This window comes from Saccharothrix sp. DSM 118769, assembly GCF_052936295.1.
In genome coordinates this window covers 1,359,434-1,377,711 of sequence record NZ_CP193627.1, presented here as the reverse complement: position 1 = coordinate 1,377,711, position 18,278 = coordinate 1,359,434, and the positions used below count along the sequence as shown (strand labels likewise).

Sequence of the window (18,278 nt, the reverse complement as noted above, 5' to 3'; positions counted from 1 at the left end):
ATGAACGAGCGCGGTGCGACTCCGAGACCGAGGAATAAGGTGGCTTTCGCGTGGCGAACATCAAGTCCCAGCTGAAGCGGATCAAGACCAACGAGAAGGCGCGCCTGCGCAACAAGGCCGTCAAGTCGTCGCTCAAGACCGCGATCCGCAAGTTCCGTGAGGCCGCTGAGGCGGGCGACAAGGCGAAGGCCACCGAGCTGGCGCGGGAGGCTTCCCGCAAGCTCGACAAGGCCGTCACCAAGGGCGTCATCCACGCCAACCAGGCCGCCAACAAGAAGTCGGCGCTGGCCAAGCGCGCCAACCAGATCTGATCTGGACTTCACCGGAGCGCCGCCCACCCCCCGGGGTGGGCGGCGCTCCGGCTTTCCCGGGCCGACCGCTCGCCCGGGCCGGCGCCGCCTGCACAGGTCAGCCCCCCTCGCGCAGGTCGACACCCCTCGCGTGGGTCAGCGCCGCCCGTGCACCGCGACGATCTTCAGCACCGCCCGCTCCAGCGCGTAGCCCGAATCGGCCGCGAAGCCCTTCACGTCCGCGTTGAGGTCCGCCACGACCGACATCGCCTCGGCCAGCCCGCGCTCCTCCCAGCCACGCGACTGCCCCTGCGCCTTCTTCACCTTCCACGGCGGCATGCCGAGCTCGCCCGCCAGCTTGAACGGGTCGCCCCGCCCCACCGCGGACACCCGCGCGACCGTGCGCACCGCGTCGGCCAGCGCGTCGGCCACCAGCACGTGCGGCACGCCGAGCTGGATCGCCCAGCGCAGGGCCTCCAGCGCGCCCGCCCGGTCACCCATGACGGCCTTCTCCGCCACCGCGAACCCGGTCACCTCGGCCCGCCCCCGGTGGTAGCGGCGGACCGCCTCCGCGTCGACCTTGCCGTCGGTGTCCGCCACCAGCTGCGCCGCCGCCGCCGCCAGCTCGCGCAGGTCCGACCCGACGGCCTCGATCAGCGCCGCCACCGCCTCCGGATCGGCCTTGCCGCCGCCCGCGGAACGGATCTCGTTGCGCACGAAAGCCTCGCGGTCGGACGCCTTGGTCATCTTCGGGCACTCGATCACCCGCGCCCCGGCCTTCCGCAGCGCCGCCGGCAGCTCCTTGGCCACCTTGCTGCGCCCGCCACCGCTGTGCACCACCACGAGCGTCACCCCGTCCGCGGGCGCCTTGGCGTAGGCGAGCACGGCGTCGGCGATCTCCTTGCCGGCCTCCTGCGCGGCCTCCAGCGCGACCACCCGGCCCTCCGCGAACAGCGACGGGCTCACCAGTTCGGCCAGCTCAGGAGGGGTGAGATCAGTCACCCGCACCCTGGTCAGGTCGGCCTGCGGGTCGGCTTTGCGCGCGACCTCCAACGCGCCGCGCACAGCGCGCTCGACCAGCAACTCCTCCTCGCCGACGACCAGGTGCACGGCGTCGGGCGTCTCAGCGGGCGCACTCACGGGCGCGATCCTCCCACGCCCGTCCCGCGTCCGGATGGTGGACGCAACTGGCTGAGGAGCGGGATCCTGTCGTACGTTGAGTGCCGACAACTGAATACCGCTCATCCAGAGGGGCAGAGGGATCGGCCCGAAGAAGCCCCGGCAACCCGTCGCACAGCACCTGCTGTGCGATCACGGTGCCAATTCCGACCCGCGACGCGGGAAAGATGAGGAGATACCTCGCGATGACTGCTGTCAGTGTGCCCTCGGCCACCACCTCCTTCGACCTCGGTCCGGCTCGCGCCCTGTCCTGCCGCGAGTGCGGGCACCAGACGCCGCTCGCCCCGGAATACGCCTGTCTCGAGTGTTTCGGGCCGCTGGAAGTGGCCTACGACTTCGGCCGGGTCCGCCGCGAGGACATCGAGGCCGGCCCCCGGTCGATCTGGCGCTACCGCGGCCTGCTCCCCGTGCCCTCCACCGTCGAGTCGCACCCCAACACCGACCCCGGCGGCACCCGCCTCGTCGAGGCCGACCGCCTCGCCAAGGCCCTGGGCGTCCGCAAGGTCTGGGTGAAGGACGACACCGGCAACCCGACCCACTCGTTCAAGGACCGCGTCGTCGGCGTCGCCCTCGCCGCCGCCCGCGAACTCGGCTTCAAGGTCCTCGCCTGCCCGTCCACCGGCAACCTCGCCAACGCCGTCGCCGCCGCCGCGGCCCGCGCGGGCTGGGAGTCGGTGGTCCTGGTGCCCTCCTCCCTGGAGCGGGCGAAGATCCTCATGACCGCCGTCTACGGCGGCAACCTGATCACCGTCGACGGCAACTACGACGACGTGAACCGGCTCGCCCAGGAACTGGCCGCCGAGCACGAGGACTGGGCGTTCGTCAACGTCAACGTCCGCCCCTACTACGCCGAGGGCTCCAAGACGCTCGGCTACGAGGTCGCCGAGCAGCTCGGCTGGCGGCTGCCCGACCAGATCGTGGTCCCCATCGCCTCCGGCTCCCAGCTCACCAAGGTCGACAAGGCGTTCCGCGAACTGGGCGAACTCGACCTGGTCGAGCAGACCCCGTACCGGGTGTTCGGCGCGCAGGCCACCGGCTGCTCCCCCGTCGCCGCGGCCTTCAAGGCCGGCCGCGACGTGGTCACCCCCGTCCGCCCGGACACCATCGCCCGCTCGCTGGCGATCGGTGCACCGGCCGACGGCCCGTACGTGCTCGACGCGGTGCGCCGCACCAACGGCGCCATCGAGGACGTCACCGACGAGGAGGTCATCGAGGGCATCCGGCTGCTGGCCCGCACCGAGGGCATCTTCGCCGAGACCGCGGGCGGTGTGACCGTGGCGACCGCGAAGAAGCTCATCGAAACGGGCCGGCTCGACCCCGACGGCGAGACCGTGCTGCTCATCACCGGCGACGGCCTCAAGACCCTCGACGCGCTCGGCGACCGGGTCGGCCCGAAGGCCAACGTCCCGCCGTCGGCGGAGGCCGTGCTCAAGGCCCTCGAATCCTGACCGGGGCGCTCACAGCGCGACCCTCCCCGACCGCAACCACCCGGTGCGCGGGAACGCGGTCAGCTCGGGCAGCTCCTGCGGCCCGACCTGCTCGGTGACCACGCGCCACGCGGTCAGCAGCTGCGGCCACGGCCGCGCCGCCTTCTGCCGGTTGTAGCGCTCGGCGTACCACTCCTCCGGGGCCATGGCGAGGTCGTCGTCGAACAACGCGTCGGCGACCAGCCGGTACGCCGAGTCCGCGGAGTCGACCTCGGCGGTCCGCACCACGCCGGTGACGGTGGCGCGCGCGACGATCCCCCGCCCACCGGCGGGCAGCTCCTCGCACACGTAATAGGCGAACGAGGGCCGCAGCTCGTCGCGCGGCCACGGGTGGGCGGTGTAGCCGCGCTGCCACAGCGCCCACCCCACGGCCCGGTCGCCACCGGACCGCCGCCACCCCGTGCGCAGCCTGACCCACACGTCGTTCCTGTCGTTCCCGCCCATGGTGATCCCCTCCTGCTTCGTGGTCGGGGCCGCCCCGGCGGGCGACCCGCGGCCCGTCCGGGCCGGTGAGGACGGCGGTGTCGCCGTCCCGGTCGGTGCGCAGCACCAGCGCGCCCTGCCGGGTCAGGGCGTCGACCAGCACCCCGCTCGGGTGGCCGTAGCGGTTGCCCGCCCCGACACTCACCAACGCCACCCGGGGCCGCACTGCCTCCAGGAACGCCGGCGACGTGTACCGCGACCCGTGGTGCGGCACCTTGAGCACGTCGGCCCTCAGGTCGACGTGCCCGCCGAGCAGGTCCGCCTGCCCGGCCAGCTCGACGTCGCCGGTCAGCAGCACCCGCCCGGCCGCGGTCGTGGCCCGCAGCACCAGCGACGCGTCGTTGACCGCCGTGTTGGTCTCCCCCACCGGGGCCGCTCGCGGTCCCAGCACGTCGAGGTCCAGTCCCGGCCAGCTCACCCGCTGCCCGGCGCCCAGCTCGACCACGCGGACCCCCGCCGCCCGCGCACGCGCCCGCACCTCCTCCCACGCCCACCCCGGCCGACGCGAAGGCCCCACGGCCACCGCGCCCACCTCCCGCTCCGACAGCACCGCGGCCAGCCCGCCGACGTGGTCGGCGTGCAGGTGGCTCAGCACCACCAGCGGGACACGCCGCACCCCGAGCCGCCGCAGGCACGACAGCACCGGTCCGGGGTCGGGCCCGGTGTCGACCAGCACCGCCCGGTCGCGGTCGGCGGTGGCCAGCACGACGGCGTCGCCCTGCCCCACGTCGCACGCCACCGCCGACCACCCCGGCACCGGCCAGCCGGGCGAGACCACGCCCAGCGGCACGACCACCAGCACCGCGCCGACCACGCCCGCCACGACCAGCGCCCGCACCCGCCGCGCCCGCACGAGCAGGCACCCGAGCACCACCGTCGCGGCCAGCGACGCCCCACCGGCCCAGCCCTCGGGCCAGTCCACCGCCGCGCCCGGCACGGCCGCCGCCTGCCGACCCACGGCGACCAGCCACCACACCGCCGGACCCGCGACCTCCACCACCAGCCGCGCCGCCGCCCCGTGCACCGGCGCCAGCACGGCCGCCACCACACCGAGCACCGTCACCGGCGCCACCACCGGCGCGACGAGCAGGTTCGCCGGCACCGCCACCAGGCTCACCTGCCCCGCGAACCCGGCGACCAGCGGCGCGGTCGCGAGGTTCGCCGCCACCGGCACCGCCAGCGCCTCGGCGAGCCCCGCCGGCACCCCGCGCGCCCGCAGTGCCGCCGACCATCCCGGCGCCAGCAGCACCAGCGCGGCCGTGGCCACCACGGACAGGCCGAAGCCCGGCGCGGTCGCCAGGTCCGGGTCGTGGAGCACCAGGACCACCACGGCCGCCGCGAGGGCGGGCAACGCCGACTTCTCCCGCCCCAGCACCAGACCCAGCAACGCCACCGCGCCCATCACGGCCGCCCGCAGCACGCTCGGCTCGGGCCCCGCCAGCAGGACGAAACCCACCAGCGCGACCATCGCGCCCGCCGCGCACCCGCGTGGACCGACCCGCACCAGCCGCAGCACCAGCAGCACGGCGCCGCACAGGATCGCCAGGTTCGCGCCGCTCACCGCGAGCAGGTGGGCCAGGCCGGCCGTGCGGAACTCCTCCACCACCCTGGGCGCGAGGGTGGAGGTGTCCCCCACGACCAGCGCGGGCAGCAGCCCGGCCGGTTCGGGGTCGAGGGCGGTGCTCGCCTCCCGCAACCCGGCCCGCAGCCCTTCGGCGGCGCGCTGCCACACCGGTGCTGCGGTCACCGCCACCGGGGGTCCGCGGACCCTGAGCACGGCGACCGCCAGCTCACGGCCGCGAGGCGGGGCGAGACCGCCCTTGGCCGTGACGCGCTGCCCCGGCAGCAGCTCCTGCCACCGTTGCGCCGGGGCGAGCAGGACGACCCGGCCGCCGTCGTCGAGCGTCGCCCTCGCCACCACCAGGTCGACGCCGCCCGCCCGCGACCCGAACCCGCTGGTGCGCACGCCTCGTGGCCGCTCGTCCAGCTCGACCTCCAGCGTGGTGGTCCCGCCCCGCTCCGCCTGCGACCGCAGGGGGTGGTGCGCCGACGCGTGGACCTGGAGGCCGATCCAGCACGCCGCCGCCAGCCCGGTGACCACCACCGCCAGTGCCGCCTGGCGCCACGGGCGAAGCGCCAGACCGCCGACTGCGGCGGCCACCAGGCCGACCACCACCGCCGCCCACCAGGTCCACAGCAGACCGGCGAGGGCGGTGGCCCACACGGCGAGCGCGGCCGGGACGAGGTGCGCGCGGGGGCTCACGACCCCACCCACCGGGACGGGACGGCGGTGAGGTGGCGACGCGTTCCGGGCGGTGGGCGCCGTGGGAGCGGTGTCGGTGATGGGCGGGTGGCACGAACGATTCGGATGGGCACCCTCCTGTCCTGGGTGTGGGTCGGAACGGGGACGAGGTGGCGGGCGGGCACACCTCCGGTGGTGCGGGGACGGTCGAGGGGCGACCTCCGTTCTCGGCGGCGGGAGCCGGTGTCAGGGCTGGGCGGTGGGACGAGGGCGAGCCGTGGGGCGGGCATGGTGGTGCTCCGGGCAGGACGACAACGGCGGCGGGACAGTGGCGGCGGGACGGCTGGGGCGCGGGACGGCGCGGGCGGGGTCAGAGGCGGACGAGTTCGGTGAGCTTGGCGAGCTTCGCGTCACCGATCCCCTCGATCTCGCCGAGCTGGTCGAGCGAGGTGAACGGGCCGCGCTTCTGCCGCCGGTCGACGATGCGCTGCGCCGTCACCGGCCCCACGCCGGGCAGGGTGTCGAGCTGTTCCTCGGTCGCGGTGTTGAGGTTGAGCGGTTCGGTGGCGGTGCCGCCCGCGTGGGGCGCGGGAACCCCGACGGCGATCTGCTCGCCGTCGGTGACCTTGCGGGCGAGGTTGAGCGGACTCAGGTCGGCGCCGGGCTGGGGGCCGCCCGCCGCGCGCAGGGCGTCGGCCACCCTGGCTCCACTGGGGACGGTGACCAGGCCGGGTGTGGGCACCAGGCCGACGACGTCGACGACGAGCTGCTGCTCGACCTGGGTGACGGCGGCCGCCTCCGCCACCGGGAGGTCCGGTGGGGACTCGGCCACGGGGCGCTGCCACCACAGGGCGAGCGCGACGACGAGCGCCACGGCCGCCACCACGCCGGCGAGCACGACCAGGCGCCGGGGCGGGGCGGACGACGCGGGCAGCAGGCGGCGCAGCAGCCCGGCGAGCGGTGGTGGCGGCCCGGCGACGTCGTCGGCCGAGACGAACACGAGCGTCTCGGCGTCCGGTGCTCGGTGCTTGCCGCGGTTGCGGCTGATCAACGCCTGGAGCCGGGCCTGCGGGGTTTCCGGTTTCGTGTCGAACATGCGATCGACGCTAGGCCGGGTGGAGCAACGGCGCGAGGACGAGTTCCGAACCTGTGGACAACTGGTCCGAGATGGATAAACGAGATGGCTGAAGAGGTCAGGTGACCCCGCCGGGCAGCACCACGACGCCCAGCACACCGGGCCCTGTGTGCGCGCCGATCACGGCTCCCACCTCGGAGATCAGGCACCCGGTCGATCCGGGGACGCGCTCGTCCAACCGCGTCGCCAGCTCCGCCGCGCGCTCCGGCGCGGCCAGGTGGTGGACGGCCAGCCCGACCGGTCCGGGCCCCGCGGCCTCGGCGGCCAGGTCCACCAGGCGGCCGATCGCGCGCCCCGTGGTGCGCACCTTCTCCAGCGGCACGATCCGCCCGTCGTCCACGTGCAGCAGCGGCTTCACCGCCAGCGCGGTGCCCACCAGCGCCGCCGCGGCGCCGATCCGGCCGCCCCGGCGCAGGTGGTCCAGGGTCTCCACGCAGAAGAACATCCTGATCCGCGAGGCCGCCGCGACCGCCGCCTTCTCCGCGCCCGCCCCGCCGCCGTCGGCGAGGCAGGCCGCCAGGGCGGTGAACCCGAGGCCCATGCCGGTCGCGCGTGAGTCGACCACCCTGATCCGGTCCGGGTCGACCTCCTCCGCGGCCAGCCGCGCGGCCTCCCAGGTGCCCGACAGCTCCCGGGACAGGTGCACCGACACCACGGCCTCGGCGCCGCCGTCCAGCGCGGACCGGTACACCTCGGCCAGCTCGCCGGGCGTGGGCCGGGAGGTGGTCACGCGCCGGTGCTCGCCCAGCGCCTCCGCCAGCTCCGCCGGCCCGAAGTCCAGCCCGTCCAGCCTGCTGCGACCGTCCACCGCGACGTGCAGCGGGACGACCCGGATGCCGTGCCGCTCGGCGAACCCCTCGGGCAGGTACGCCGTGGAGTCGGTGACGATCGTGGTGGACACGGGGGCCGAGCCTACGGCTCCGTCCGGGTGGAGTGGCCGACCGCCACGGTCCTGACGAGTTCGGCCATCGCCTTTCCGACCAGCTCGTGCCCCTCCCAGCCCCAGTGCATGCCGTCGGGGTTGCCGCGCCGCGACCGCACGTGCTCGCCGACGAACGCGGGCACGTCGAGCAGCGGCACGTCCGCGCCGGCCGCCCACGTCCGCAGCGCGCGCTCCGCCGCCGCACGCCCGGTGTGCACCTCCGCGTACGCCGGGGAGCGGTGCACCGAGGGCGTCATCCCCACGACCCGGATGCCGGGTTCGAGCGCGCGCACGGCGCGCACGGAGTCGTCCAGGTACCGCACGGTCAGGTGCGGCGGCAACGCCACCGGACGCCCGCCGAGCAGCCGCGACAGCACCGGCTGGGCGGTCCGGTACGCCGTGCGCGCCCGCCGCCGCAGCGCGTCCGGCCGCAGGTAGCGCAGCCCCTGGCGGAGGAACGTCGGCAACGGGGAGGGCAGCGTGTCCATGTGCCCCACGGCCAGCACCAGCACGTCCGTGCGCGGCAGCAGCGACCACACGCGCGGGTCGCCGGTGAGCGACCACCAGGCGTCCCGCGCGGTCCAGCCGAACCCCGCCGCCAGTTCCGCGTGCCCGCCCAGCGCCGAGGCGCACACGTTCGGCCACAGCCGCGGGTGGTCGGCGGGCAGGGGCCCGCGCGGCCCGTGGAACGTCAGCGAGTCGCCGAGGACGAGCAGCCTCACCGCGTGCTTCCGGCGTTGTACGACGACAGCCGCCAGCGGCCGTCGCCGTCCGGCCGGCGGGTGAACACCGTCCAGTGGCAGTTGCCGATGCCGCCCAGCAGCGCCCACCGGTCCACCGGCAGGTCCAGCAGCCGGCCGGTCAGCGCGCTGATCAGGCCGCCGTGCGCGCACAGCATCACCGTGCCGGTGAACTCCTCGTCCACCTCGTGCACGACGGCCAGCGCGCGCTCGGCGACCTCCACGCGCGTTTCGCCGTCCGGCGGCGCCAGGGTGCCGTCGGCGCGCCACGCGTCGAGCGAGCCCGGCCACTCGGCCTCGATCTCGACCGAGGTCAGCCCCTGCCACTTGCCCAGGTTGGTCTCGCGCAGCCGCTCGTCGACGCGCAGCGCTACCCCGGTCGCCCGGGTGAACACCGTCGCCGTGTCCTGCGCCCGGCGCAGGTCGGAGGCCACCACCAGCTCGGGCGCGAACCCGGTGAGCACCGGCACCGCGAACCGCGCCTGGTTCCACCCGGTTTCGGTGAGCACCGAGTCCAGGTGGCCCTGCATGCGCCCGGTCGCGTTGTAGTCGGTCTCACCGTGCCGCCACAGCACGAGCCGGTTCAGGGTCATGCCCCGGCGACCTCGTCGGCATCGTCGTCGACCACGTCGACCTCGTCGTCGGCCGACGCGGGGCCGGCGTCGAACTCGATGCGCGGGCAGTCCTTCCACAGCCGCTCCAAGCCGTAGAAGGTGCGCTCCTCCACGTGCTGGACGTGCACGACCACGTCCACGAAGTCCAGCAGGACCCAGCGGCCCTCGCGCGCGCCCTCGCGGCGGACCGGCTTGCGACCGGTCTCCCGCAACTTCTCCTCGACGTTGTCCACGATCGCGCCGACCTGCCGCTCGTTGGGGGCGGAGGCGATCACGAACGCGTCCGTGATCACCAGCTGGTCGGACACGTCGAGCACGATCACGTCGTGCGCCTTCTTGTCCGCCGCCGCGTTCGCGGCGACCAGCGCCAACCGTCGTGCCTCGTCGGTGGCTGCCACGTCACTCCTCATCACCTCGGCGGACGCCTATACGCCCGCACGAGTCAATGAGGGTACCGGCGACCGCGATTAATCCGGCATCGAGTAAAGCCGGCGCTTGGAGATGTACTGGACGACACCGTCCGGGACGAGGTACCAGACGGGCAGGCCGGACGCCGTGCGGGCGCGGACGGCGGTCGACGAGATGGCCATCGCGGGCACCTCGACCAGCGACACCGCGCCCGGCGGCAGGTGCGTGTCGACCAGCTCGTAGCCCGGCCTGGTGACCCCGATGAAGTGCGCGAGGGCGAACACGTCGTCCGCGCGCCGCCACGACAGGATCTGCTCCAGGGCGTCCGCGCCGGTGATGAAGAACAGGTCCGCGCCGGGGTGGGCGAGCTTGAGGTCGGCGAGCGTGTCGACGGTGTAGGTGGGGCCGCCCCGGTCGATGTCGACCCGGCTGACCGAGAAGCGGGGGTTGGAGGCCGTGGCGATGACCGTCATCAGGTAGCGGTCCTCGGCGGCGCTGACCTCGCGCTCGCTCTTCTGCCAGGGCTGACCGGTGGGGACGAAGACCACTTCGTCGAGGTCGAAGCGGGCCTGCACCTCGCTGGCCGCGACGAGGTGGCCGTGGTGCACCGGGTCGAAGGTGCCACCCATGACGCCGATCCGGCGGTTGGACATGGGACGTGAGCGTAGTTCCGGTGGTGCGCGGGCGGCCGGTCGCTCCCCGGAAGACCGCCCGCGCACCCGTCCCGGTCGCGGCCCTGGGGGAGTGGGCCGCTGCCGAGGCGTGCGGCCCACCCCGAAGCAAGGCCGCACGGCGGTGGAACGCGCTGCGTGCTCACCCATGACGCGATCGGTGGAAGATCTTTTCGCGGGTCAATCCCGCGGCGCGAGCACCGACCCCGTCGAGTCGCGGACGAGGATGGCCTCCATCGGGCACGAGTCGGCCGCGTCGAGCACGGCGTCGTCGGCTCCGACGGACTCGCTGATCGGCGCGGACAGGCCGTCCACCAGCCGGAAGTGCCCCGGCGCGGTGGACGTGCACATGCCCGTGCCGATGCAGGCGTCCCGGTCGACCCCGACCGTCCAGTCACCCATGCGGGCTACCACCTCACCATCAGGGACTGCGGACCCCGGATCAGCCTGCCCCGCTTGAGCCGCACGTCGCCGTCCAGCCGGAGCGTCGGGAACCGCTTGAGCAGGCTGCCGAGGGCGACCTGGAGCTCCATCCGCGCGAGCGGCGCGCCGATGCAGTGGTGCACGCCGTGGCCGAACATGATGTGCGGGTTGTGCTCGCGGCGGAAGTCGATCTCCCCGGGGCGCTCGAACACCGACGGGTCGCGGTTGGCGGCGACGTTGTTGACGAACACGGCCTCGCCGGCGGCGATCGTCACGCCGGACAGCTCGACGTCCTCCGTGGCGATCCGCGGGAAGCCCGCCGAGCCGCCCAGCGGCGTGATCCTCAGCAGCTCCTCGACGGCCGCGGGCAGCAGGGACGGGTCGTCGCGCAGCTCGGCGACCTTGTCCGGGTTGCGCAGCAGCGTGACGACGAAGTTGCCGATCTGGTTCGCGGTGGTCTCGTGGCCCGCGACCAGCAGCGCCACCCCGAACGAGACCAGCTCCTGCTCGTCGAGCCGGTCGTCCACGTCGTGCGCCGCGACCAGCGCGGACAGCATGTCGTCGGCGGGCCGCTCGCGCTTGCTCCGCACCAGGCCGGCGATGTAGTCGCGCAGCGCCTCGCCGGCCGCGATGATCTCGGCGGGCTCGAAGGCGGTGATCGCGACCGCCGCGTCCGACCACCCGCGGAACCTGCCGCGGTCCTCGACGGGCACGCCGAGCATCTCGCAGATGATCGTGATGGGCAGCGGCATCGCCAGCGCCTCGACGAGGTCGACCGGCGGTCCCTGCGCCTCCACGTCGTCGAGCAGGCCGTCCACGACCTCCTGCGCGCGCTCGCGCAGCTGCTCGGTCCGCCGGGCGGTGAACGCCCTGGCGACGAGCCTGCGCAACCGGGTGTGGTCAGGCGGGTCCATGGTCAGGATGTTCGAGTCGGTCTGGATGTTCGGCAGCGTGCGCGGCACGTCGGCGTTCAGCGCCGCCGCACGGCTGAAGCGGGGATCGGCGAGCACGGTCTTGACGTCGTCGTACCTGGTGGCCAGCCACGCGTCGCCGCCGAACGGCAGGCGGACGCGGGCGACCGGTTCGTCGCGCTGGAGTTCGAGGTAGGCGGGGTTGAGCGTGAGGTCGTCTGGTTCGGCGAACGGGTAGGACCTGGTCTCCATCGGTTAACCCCCAAGCAAGCGGTCGCTCGCTTCCCGACAGTAGGGAGGTCGCTACGGACCGTCAACCGAGTCCGGCGCGTTCGGCGGCGGCCCCGGAGGAGCCGCCGCAGCAGCCCCTCGTCAGGAGCTCGACCGCACGTGCCCGTCGCCCCAGACCACCCACTTGGACGAGGTCAGCTCGGCCAGGCCCATCGGGCCGCGCGCGTGCAGCTTCTGCGTGGAGATGCCGATCTCCGCGCCCATGCCGAACTCGCCGCCGTCGGTGAACGCGGTCGAGGCGTTGACCATGACCGCCGCCGCGTCGACCCGGGCGGTGAACCGGCGCGCGGCCGCCAGGTCGCTCGTCACGATGGCCTCGGTGTGCCCGGAGCCGTGGACCGCGATGTGCTCGATGGCCTCGTCGATCGAGTCGACCACGCGGGCCGCGATGTCCAGCGACAGGTACTCGGTGCCCCAGTCCTCGTCGGTGGCCGCGCGCACCCGCGGGTCGCGGGCGAACCGCTCGTCGCCGTGCACGGTGACGTCCTGCGCGTGCAGTGCGTCGGTGATGCGCGGCACGAACTCGTCGGCCACGGCGGCGTGCACCAGCAGCGACTCGGCGGAGTTGCACACGCTGGTGCGCCGGGTCTTGGAGTTGAGGACGATGCGCTGCGCCATGTCGAGGTCGGCGGAGGCGTCCACGTAGACGTGCACGTTGCCCACGCCGGTCTCGATGGTCGGCACGGTCGCCTGCCGCACCACGGCGTCGATCAGGCCCGCGCCGCCGCGCGGGATCACCAGGTCGACCAGGCCGCGGGCGGTGATGAGGTGGGTGACCGACGCGCGGTCGTGGCACGGGAGCAGCTGCACGGCGTCCGCGGGCAGGCCGGCGGTCTCCAGGGCGTCGCGCAGGACCACCACGAGCGCGGTGTTCGAGTGCTCGGCGGAGGACGAGCCGCGCAGCAGGGCCGCGTTGCCGGACTTCAGCGCGAGGCCGGCCGCGTCGACGGTGACGTTCGGGCGCGCCTCGTAGACCATGCCCACCACGCCCATCGGGACGCGGACCTGCTTGAGCTCCAGGCCGTTGGGCAGGATCGAGCCGCGCAGCACCTCGCCCACCGGGTCCGTGAGGCCCGCCACCGTCTCCAGGCCCCGGGCCACGCCCTCGACGCGCGCCTCGGACAGCGCCAGCCGGTCCAGCAGGCCCTGGGACAGGCCCGTGGCCTTCCCCGCTTCGAGGTCCTTCGCGTTGGCCTCCAGCACCTCGCCTGCCCGGGCGCGCAGCGCGGCGGCCATCTCGTGCAGGGCGGCGTCCTTGCGCTCACGGGTCGCGAGGACGAGGTCGTTGGCGGCGACACGGGCGCGGCGGGCCGCGGCGTGCACCTGTTCGCGCAGGTCGTCAGTCACGGCTTTCAGCCTACGGTCACCCGGTCGTGGCTGTCGCCGAGGTTCTCGCGGACCGGAAACCGTCGGCGGTCTCTGCCAGAGTGGGCGACATGGACGACAACGCGCTCCGCGAACTGGCCGAGGAACGGCTGAGGGCACTGGCAGGTCCTCGGGCCGTGCTGCGGGACGACCAGTGGACCGCGATCCGGGCGCTGGTGGCCGAACGCAGGCGCGCGCTGGTGGTGCAGCGCACCGGGTGGGGCAAGTCGGCGGTGTACTTCATCGCCACGGCGCTGCTGCGGTCCCTGGGCGAGGGCCCGACGGTGATCGTGTCGCCGCTGCTGGCGCTGATGCGCAACCAGGTGGACGCGGCGGCGCGCGCGGGCGTGCACGCGGCGACGATCAACTCCGCGAACACCGACGAGTGGCAGGACGTGCAGGACCGGGTCACCTCCGGCGACGTCGACGTGCTGCTGGTGTCGCCGGAGCGGCTGAACAACCCCGACTTCCGCGACACCGTGCTGCCGTCGCTGACCGCGTCCGCCGGGCTGCTGGTGGTCGACGAGGCGCACTGCATCTCCGACTGGGGCCACGACTTCCGGCCCGACTACCGGCGGCTGCGGACGCTGCTCACCGAACTGCCCGCGGGCGTGCCGGTGCTGGCGACCACGGCGACCGCGAACGACCGCGTGGTGCGCGACGTGGCCGAGCAGCTCGGGCTGGGCGCGGGCACGGACGCGCTGGTGCTGCGCGGCCCGCTGGACCGCGAGAGCCTGCGGTTGGCGGCGGTGCGGCTGCCGACCGCGGAGGCGCGGCTGGGGTGGCTGGCCGAGCGGCTGGGGACGCTGCCCGGTTCCGGGATCATCTACGCGCTGACCGTGGCGGCGGCGGACGACACGGCGGCGTTCCTGCGCTCGCGCGGCTTCGAGGTGGCGGCGTACTCGGGGCGCACGGACCCGGCGGAGCGGCAGCGCGCCGAGGAGGACCTGCTCGCCAACCGCGTCAAGGCGCTGGTCGCGACCTCCGCGCTGGGCATGGGTTTCGACAAACCGGACCTGGGGTTCGTGGTGCACCTGGGCGCGCCGCCCTCCCCCATCGCCTACTACCAGCAGATCGGCCGCGCCGGGCGTGGCGTGGAGCGGGCCGAGGTGCTCCTGCTGCCCGGCCCGGAGGACCGCGACATCTGGGCGTACTTCGCGTCCCTGGCGTTCCCACCGGAACGGGTGGTGCGTCAGGTGCTCGACGCACTCTCACCTGATCGAGCGATGTCAACCGCCGCTCTGGAGCCCATAGTGGAGTTGTCCCGCACCAGGCTGGAAGTCGTGCTGAAGGTGCTGGACGTGGACGGCGCCGTGCGGCGGGTGCGCGGCGGCTGGGTGTCGACGGGGCGGCCGTGGTCCTACGACGCCGAGCGGTACGAGCGGATCGCGGCGGCGCGCGAGGTCGAGCAACGGGCGGTGCTCGACTACCTCGCCACCGACGGTTGCCGCATGGAGTTCCTGTTGCGGCAGTTGGACGATCCGCACGCGGCGCCGTGCGGGCGGTGCGACAACTGCACGGGCGAGCGGCCGTCGGCGGAGGTCTCGGAGGCGGCGTCCTCGGCGGCGCGGGAGCGGTTGTTGCGGCCGGGCGTGGAGGTGGAGCCGCGCAAGATGTGGCCGACGGGCATGGCCTCGGCAGGCGTGTCCCTCTCGGGTCGCATCCCGGCCGGCGAGATGGCGTCCACGGGGTGGGCGTTGGGGCGGCTGACCGACATCGGCTGGGGCAACCGGTTGCGGTCGCTGTTCGCCGAACCCGACCAGGCGATCCCGGAGGACGTCTTCGCCGCCTGCGTGAAGGTGTTGTCCTCGTGGGGTTGGGCGGAACGGCCGGTGGGCGTGGTGACGGTCGGGTCGCGGACGCGGCCGGAGCTGGTGGGCAGCTTCGGTGAGCGGATCGCGTCGGTCGGCAGGCTGCCGCTGCTGGGCCGGGTGTGGTTGGGCGAGGCCACGCGCCGGGTCAACAGCGCGCAGCGGTTGGCGGGGCTGGTGCGCGAGGGCGAGACGCCGGACCTGTCCGCTGTGGACGGTCCGGTGCTCCTGGTGGACGACCAGGTCGACACCGGCTGGACGATGACGGTGGCGGCCCGGTCGTTGCGGCGGGCGGGGGCGTCGGCGGTGTTGCCGTTCGCACTGGCGGTGACGGCATGACGCTGGTCGCGACCAGGCTGGTGCTGCGGTCGTTCACCATGGCCGACGCGCCGGCGTTCGCCGCCTACCGGTCCGACCCCGAGGTGGCGCGCTACCAGGGGTGGGACGCGCCGTTCTCCCTGATGCAGGCCAGGGAGTTCATCCGGGAGGTCTCGGCGCTCGACCCGGCCGGGATCGGGTGGTACCAGTACGCCGTCGACGTGGGCGGGACGCTCGTCGGCGACGTCGGTGTCAACCTCCGCGAGGACCGCCTCCAGGCGGAGATCGGCTACACGCTGGCGCGGGAGCACCAGCGGCTCGGCTACGCGGCGGAAGCCGTGAGCCGCCTGGTGGAGCACCTGTTCACCGACCGGGGTCTGCACCGGGTGACGGCCGAGTGCGACGCGCGGAACGACCGTTCGGCGCGGTTGCTGACCCGTCTGGGCTTCCGCCGAGAGGGCCATCGGGTGAAGGCGACGTGGCACAAGGGCGAATGGACCGATGACCTGCTGTTCGCCGTATTGGCAGAGGAATGGAGGGGTAAGAGCATCTGAATACGACAGTTCGGCATCGCCACTACCGGCTTCGGTGTCGTTGTGGTTCGGTCCCCGCATGTCCGCCGTGGAGACCAAAGAACGCCTACCCGTGCGCAAGCTCGTCGCAGCCTCGATCGGCAATGCCATCGAGTGGTACGACTGGACCATCTACGCCACCTTCAGCATCTACTTCGCCACGCAGATCTTCCCCAAGGACAACCCGCAGTTAGCGCTGATCAACACGTTCGCCGCGTACGCCCTCGCGTTCTTCTTCCGGCCGCTGGGCGGGTACCTGCTCGGCAGGTTCGCCGACCTGCGCGGGCGGCGGGCGGCGATGCTGTTGACCATCGTGCTGATGGCGGCCGGGTCGGTGGCGATCGGGCTGCTGCCCACCTACGCGCAGGTGGGGTGGCTGGCACCGGTCCTGCTGCTGCTCGCCCGGTTGGCGCAGGGCCTGTCGGTGGGCGGTGAGGTGTCGAACGCGTCGGCGTACCTGGCGGAGATCGCGCCGCCGCACCGCCGCGGCCGGTACTCGTCGTTCTTCTACATCTCCACCGGCATCTCGGTGCTGACGGCGTCGCTGCTCGGGTTCTTCATGGCCCGCTCCCTCGACAGCGCGCAGCTCTCGTCGTGGGGTTGGCGCATCCCGTTCCTGGTCGGCGGCGCGCTCGGCCTGGTGGGGCTGTGGCTGCGGCGCAGCCTGGAGGAGACCGAGCAGTTCGAGCAGAACAAGGCAAAGGCCAAGGCGCTGCGCAACCCGCTGCTGGTGACCCTGCGGGAGCACCCGAAGGCGGTCGGGCGGCTCGTGGGCTTCACGATGCTGTCGACGCTGTGCTACTACACGTTCTTCAGCGCGCTGACGCCGTTCGCGGTGTCGAAGCGGGGCGCGAACCCGGTGGACGTGTTCCTGGCGCTGTCGATCGCGACGGTCATGTTCATCGCCCTGCAGTACCCGATGGGCGCGTTGGCGGACAAGTACGGCCGCAAGCCGCAGCTGCTGGTGTGGGCGGGCGCGACGGCGCTGCTGGTGGTGCCGCTGTCGACGTTGATCGGGCCGAGCGTGGGCAACCTGCTGCTGGTGTTCTGCATCGGCTCCGGCATCTACACGGCGATGACGTCGGTGGCGCCGGCGGTGATGAGCGAGCTGTTCCCCACGGAGCTGCGGGCGCTGGGCATCGGCTCCTGGTACAACCTGACCGTCGCGCTGTTCGGCGGCACCGCGCCGCTGGTGATCCAGTGGCTGCCGGGCACCACGTTCTTCTTCTACGTCGCGGGCGCCGCCGTCATCGCGTTCTTCGTCATCCTCGGCATGCCGGAGACGAAGGGCAAAGAACTGCGCTAAGCCCGCAGGGGCACGAGGTCGTCGGCGTGCACGACCTCGCGGCGCTGCTCGGCCGGCAGGTCGTGACTCGACCGGCCGATCAGGGCGGGCAGTTCGGCGGCGTCGAACGCGACGACGCCGCGCGCCACCACGTGCCCCGACAGGTCGACCAGTTCCACCACGTCACCGGCGTCGAACGAACCCTCGACGCCGGTGATACCGGCCGCCAGCAGCGACCGCCGCCGGCCCACGACGGCCGCCACCGCGCCGTCGTCGAGGACGAGCCTGCCGGTCGCGCCGGCGGCGTGCCCCAGCCAGAAGCGCCGGGCCGAGAGGCGCGGGCCGGTGACCGCGAACGCCGTGCCGACGTCCGCCGTGCTCAACGCCCGCGCGGCGTCCGTCGCACCGGCCAGCAGCACCGGGATGCCCGCCGACGCCGCCAGGCGGGCCGCCGCGAGCTTGGACGCCATGCCGCCGGTGCCGAGCCCCGACGCGCCGACCGAACCGGCCCGCACACCGTCCACGTCGGACGCCCCGGCGACCTCCGTGACGCGGCGCGCGCCCGGTTTGCGCGGGTCGCCGTCGTAGAGGGCGTCCACGTCCGACAGCAGGAACAACGCGTCCGCGCCGACGAGGTGCGCCACCAGGGCGGCCAGCCGGTCGTTGTCGCCGAACCGGATCTCCTCGGTGGCGACGGTGTCGTTCTCGTTCACCACCGGCACCGCGCCCAGCGCCAGCAGCCGGGAGAACGTGCGCTGCGCGTTGCGGTAGTGCGCGCGCCGCACCACGTCGTCGGCGGTCAGCAGCACCTGGCCGACGGTCAGCGAGTAGCGGCCGAACGAGTAGGCGTAGGCGTGCGCCAGCGCCAGCTGGCCGACGCTCGCCGCGGCCTGCTGGGTGGCGAGGTCGCGGGGCCGCCTGGTCACGCCCAGCGGCGCCAGGCCGGCCGCGATGGCGCCCGAGGACACCAGCACCACCTGGCTGCCCGCGGCGCACCGCGCGGCGACCGCGTCGACCAGGGCGTCCAACCGCGTCGGGTCGAGCCCGCCCGCGGCGGTGGTCAGCGACGACGACCCGACCTTCACCACGACCCGGGAGGCCGCGGACACGGCCTGCCGGGCCTGGGACACC

At 73.8% G+C, this 18,278-nt stretch carries 17 protein-coding genes and 1 riboswitch; of the genes, 5 read left to right on the top strand and 12 right to left on the bottom strand.

All coding sequences use genetic code 11. From position 1 onward, the window contains the following. The first annotated feature begins 50 nt into the window (after positions 1-50). A complete protein-coding gene (gene rpsT, locus ACRAKJ_RS06555) occupies positions 51-311 on the top strand; it encodes a 30S ribosomal protein S20 (protein WP_447008893.1) in 261 nt (86 codons plus the stop codon). A gap of 135 nt (positions 312-446) precedes the next feature. On the opposite strand, the gene holA is transcribed toward rpsT, so the two are convergent. Then, positions 447-1,430, bottom strand: a complete 984-nt coding sequence (gene holA, locus ACRAKJ_RS06550) for a DNA polymerase III subunit delta (RefSeq protein WP_438919196.1) — start codon at positions 1,428-1,430, stop codon at positions 447-449. A 98-nt stretch (positions 1,431-1,528) separates the two neighbouring features. Further along, positions 1,529-1,643: riboswitch (SAM riboswitch) on the top strand. A gap of 11 nt (positions 1,644-1,654) precedes the next feature. Here holA and thrC point away from each other — a divergent pair. Further along, positions 1,655-2,917 carry a threonine synthase gene (thrC, locus tag ACRAKJ_RS06545; protein ID WP_438919197.1) on the top strand — a complete coding sequence of 421 codons (1,263 nt, stop codon included), beginning with the start codon at positions 1,655-1,657 and terminating at the stop codon, positions 2,915-2,917. Here the strand turns inward: thrC and ACRAKJ_RS06540 are convergent. The 10 genes from ACRAKJ_RS06540 to ACRAKJ_RS06495 form a co-directional block, all read right to left on the bottom strand. Continuing rightward, the gene (locus tag ACRAKJ_RS06540; RefSeq protein ID WP_438919198.1) at positions 2,898-5,702 is read right to left on the bottom strand and encodes a DNA internalization-related competence protein ComEC/Rec2; all 2,805 of its coding nucleotides are present in this window, start codon (positions 5,700-5,702) and stop codon (positions 2,898-2,900) included. The two genes, thrC and ACRAKJ_RS06540, sit on opposite strands and share 20 nt — an antisense overlap. A gap of 349 nt (positions 5,703-6,051) precedes the next feature. Beyond that, the gene (locus tag ACRAKJ_RS06535) at positions 6,052-6,777 is read right to left on the bottom strand and encodes a helix-hairpin-helix domain-containing protein (RefSeq protein ID WP_438919199.1); all 726 of its coding nucleotides are present in this window, start codon (positions 6,775-6,777) and stop codon (positions 6,052-6,054) included. A gap of 97 nt (positions 6,778-6,874) precedes the next feature. Next, positions 6,875-7,717, bottom strand: coding sequence for a DegV family protein (locus ACRAKJ_RS06530; RefSeq protein ID WP_438919200.1), 843 nt, complete (start codon positions 7,715-7,717; stop codon positions 6,875-6,877). 11 nt (positions 7,718-7,728) lie between these two features. Beyond that, a complete protein-coding gene (gene octT / locus ACRAKJ_RS06525; RefSeq protein ID WP_438919201.1) occupies positions 7,729-8,460 on the bottom strand; it encodes a diglucosylglycerate octanoyltransferase in 732 nt (243 codons plus the stop codon). After that, entirely contained in the window at positions 8,457-9,071 is a 615-nt protein-coding gene (locus ACRAKJ_RS06520; RefSeq protein ID WP_438919202.1) for a histidine phosphatase family protein, read from the bottom strand. The genes octT and ACRAKJ_RS06520 overlap by 4 nt, the downstream gene beginning before the upstream one ends. After that, a complete protein-coding gene (gene rsfS / locus ACRAKJ_RS06515; RefSeq protein ID WP_438919203.1) occupies positions 9,068-9,490 on the bottom strand; it encodes a ribosome silencing factor in 423 nt (140 codons plus the stop codon). The genes ACRAKJ_RS06520 and rsfS overlap by 4 nt, the downstream gene beginning before the upstream one ends. Before the next feature lie 69 nt (positions 9,491-9,559). After that, positions 9,560-10,153 carry a nicotinate-nucleotide adenylyltransferase gene (nadD, locus tag ACRAKJ_RS06510; RefSeq protein ID WP_438919204.1) on the bottom strand — a complete coding sequence of 198 codons (594 nt, stop codon included), beginning with the start codon at positions 10,151-10,153 and terminating at the stop codon, positions 9,560-9,562. A gap of 198 nt (positions 10,154-10,351) precedes the next feature. Beyond that, positions 10,352-10,573: a 4Fe-4S domain-containing protein gene (locus tag ACRAKJ_RS06505; RefSeq protein WP_438919205.1), complete on the bottom strand. Its 222-nt coding sequence runs from the start codon at positions 10,571-10,573 to the stop codon at positions 10,352-10,354. 5 nt (positions 10,574-10,578) lie between these two features. Then, a complete protein-coding gene (locus ACRAKJ_RS06500) occupies positions 10,579-11,757 on the bottom strand; it encodes a cytochrome P450 (protein ID WP_438919206.1) in 1,179 nt (392 codons plus the stop codon). 120 nt (positions 11,758-11,877) lie between these two features. Continuing rightward, the gene (locus ACRAKJ_RS06495) at positions 11,878-13,152 is read right to left on the bottom strand and encodes a glutamate-5-semialdehyde dehydrogenase (RefSeq protein WP_438919354.1); all 1,275 of its coding nucleotides are present in this window, start codon (positions 13,150-13,152) and stop codon (positions 11,878-11,880) included. An 80-nt stretch (positions 13,153-13,232) separates the two neighbouring features. On the opposite strand from ACRAKJ_RS06495, the gene ACRAKJ_RS06490 reads away from it, so the two are divergent. The 3 genes from ACRAKJ_RS06490 to ACRAKJ_RS06480 are packed head-to-tail and all read left to right on the top strand — an operon-like array spanning position 13,233 to position 17,168. Next, a complete protein-coding gene (locus tag ACRAKJ_RS06490) occupies positions 13,233-15,311 on the top strand; it encodes a RecQ family ATP-dependent DNA helicase (RefSeq protein ID WP_438919207.1) in 2,079 nt (692 codons plus the stop codon). Further along, a complete protein-coding gene (locus ACRAKJ_RS06485) occupies positions 15,308-15,844 on the top strand; it encodes a GNAT family N-acetyltransferase (protein WP_438919208.1) in 537 nt (178 codons plus the stop codon). The genes ACRAKJ_RS06490 and ACRAKJ_RS06485 overlap by 4 nt, the downstream gene beginning before the upstream one ends. A gap of 58 nt (positions 15,845-15,902) precedes the next feature. Then, positions 15,903-17,168, top strand: a complete 1,266-nt coding sequence (locus ACRAKJ_RS06480) for an MFS transporter (RefSeq protein ID WP_438919209.1) — start codon at positions 15,903-15,905, stop codon at positions 17,166-17,168. Here ACRAKJ_RS06480 and proB read toward each other — a convergent pair. Next, positions 17,165-18,277, bottom strand: coding sequence for a glutamate 5-kinase (proB, locus tag ACRAKJ_RS06475; protein WP_438919355.1), 1,113 nt, complete (start codon positions 18,275-18,277; stop codon positions 17,165-17,167). The genes ACRAKJ_RS06480 and proB overlap by 4 nt on opposite strands. Position 18,278: the final 1 nt, after the last annotated feature.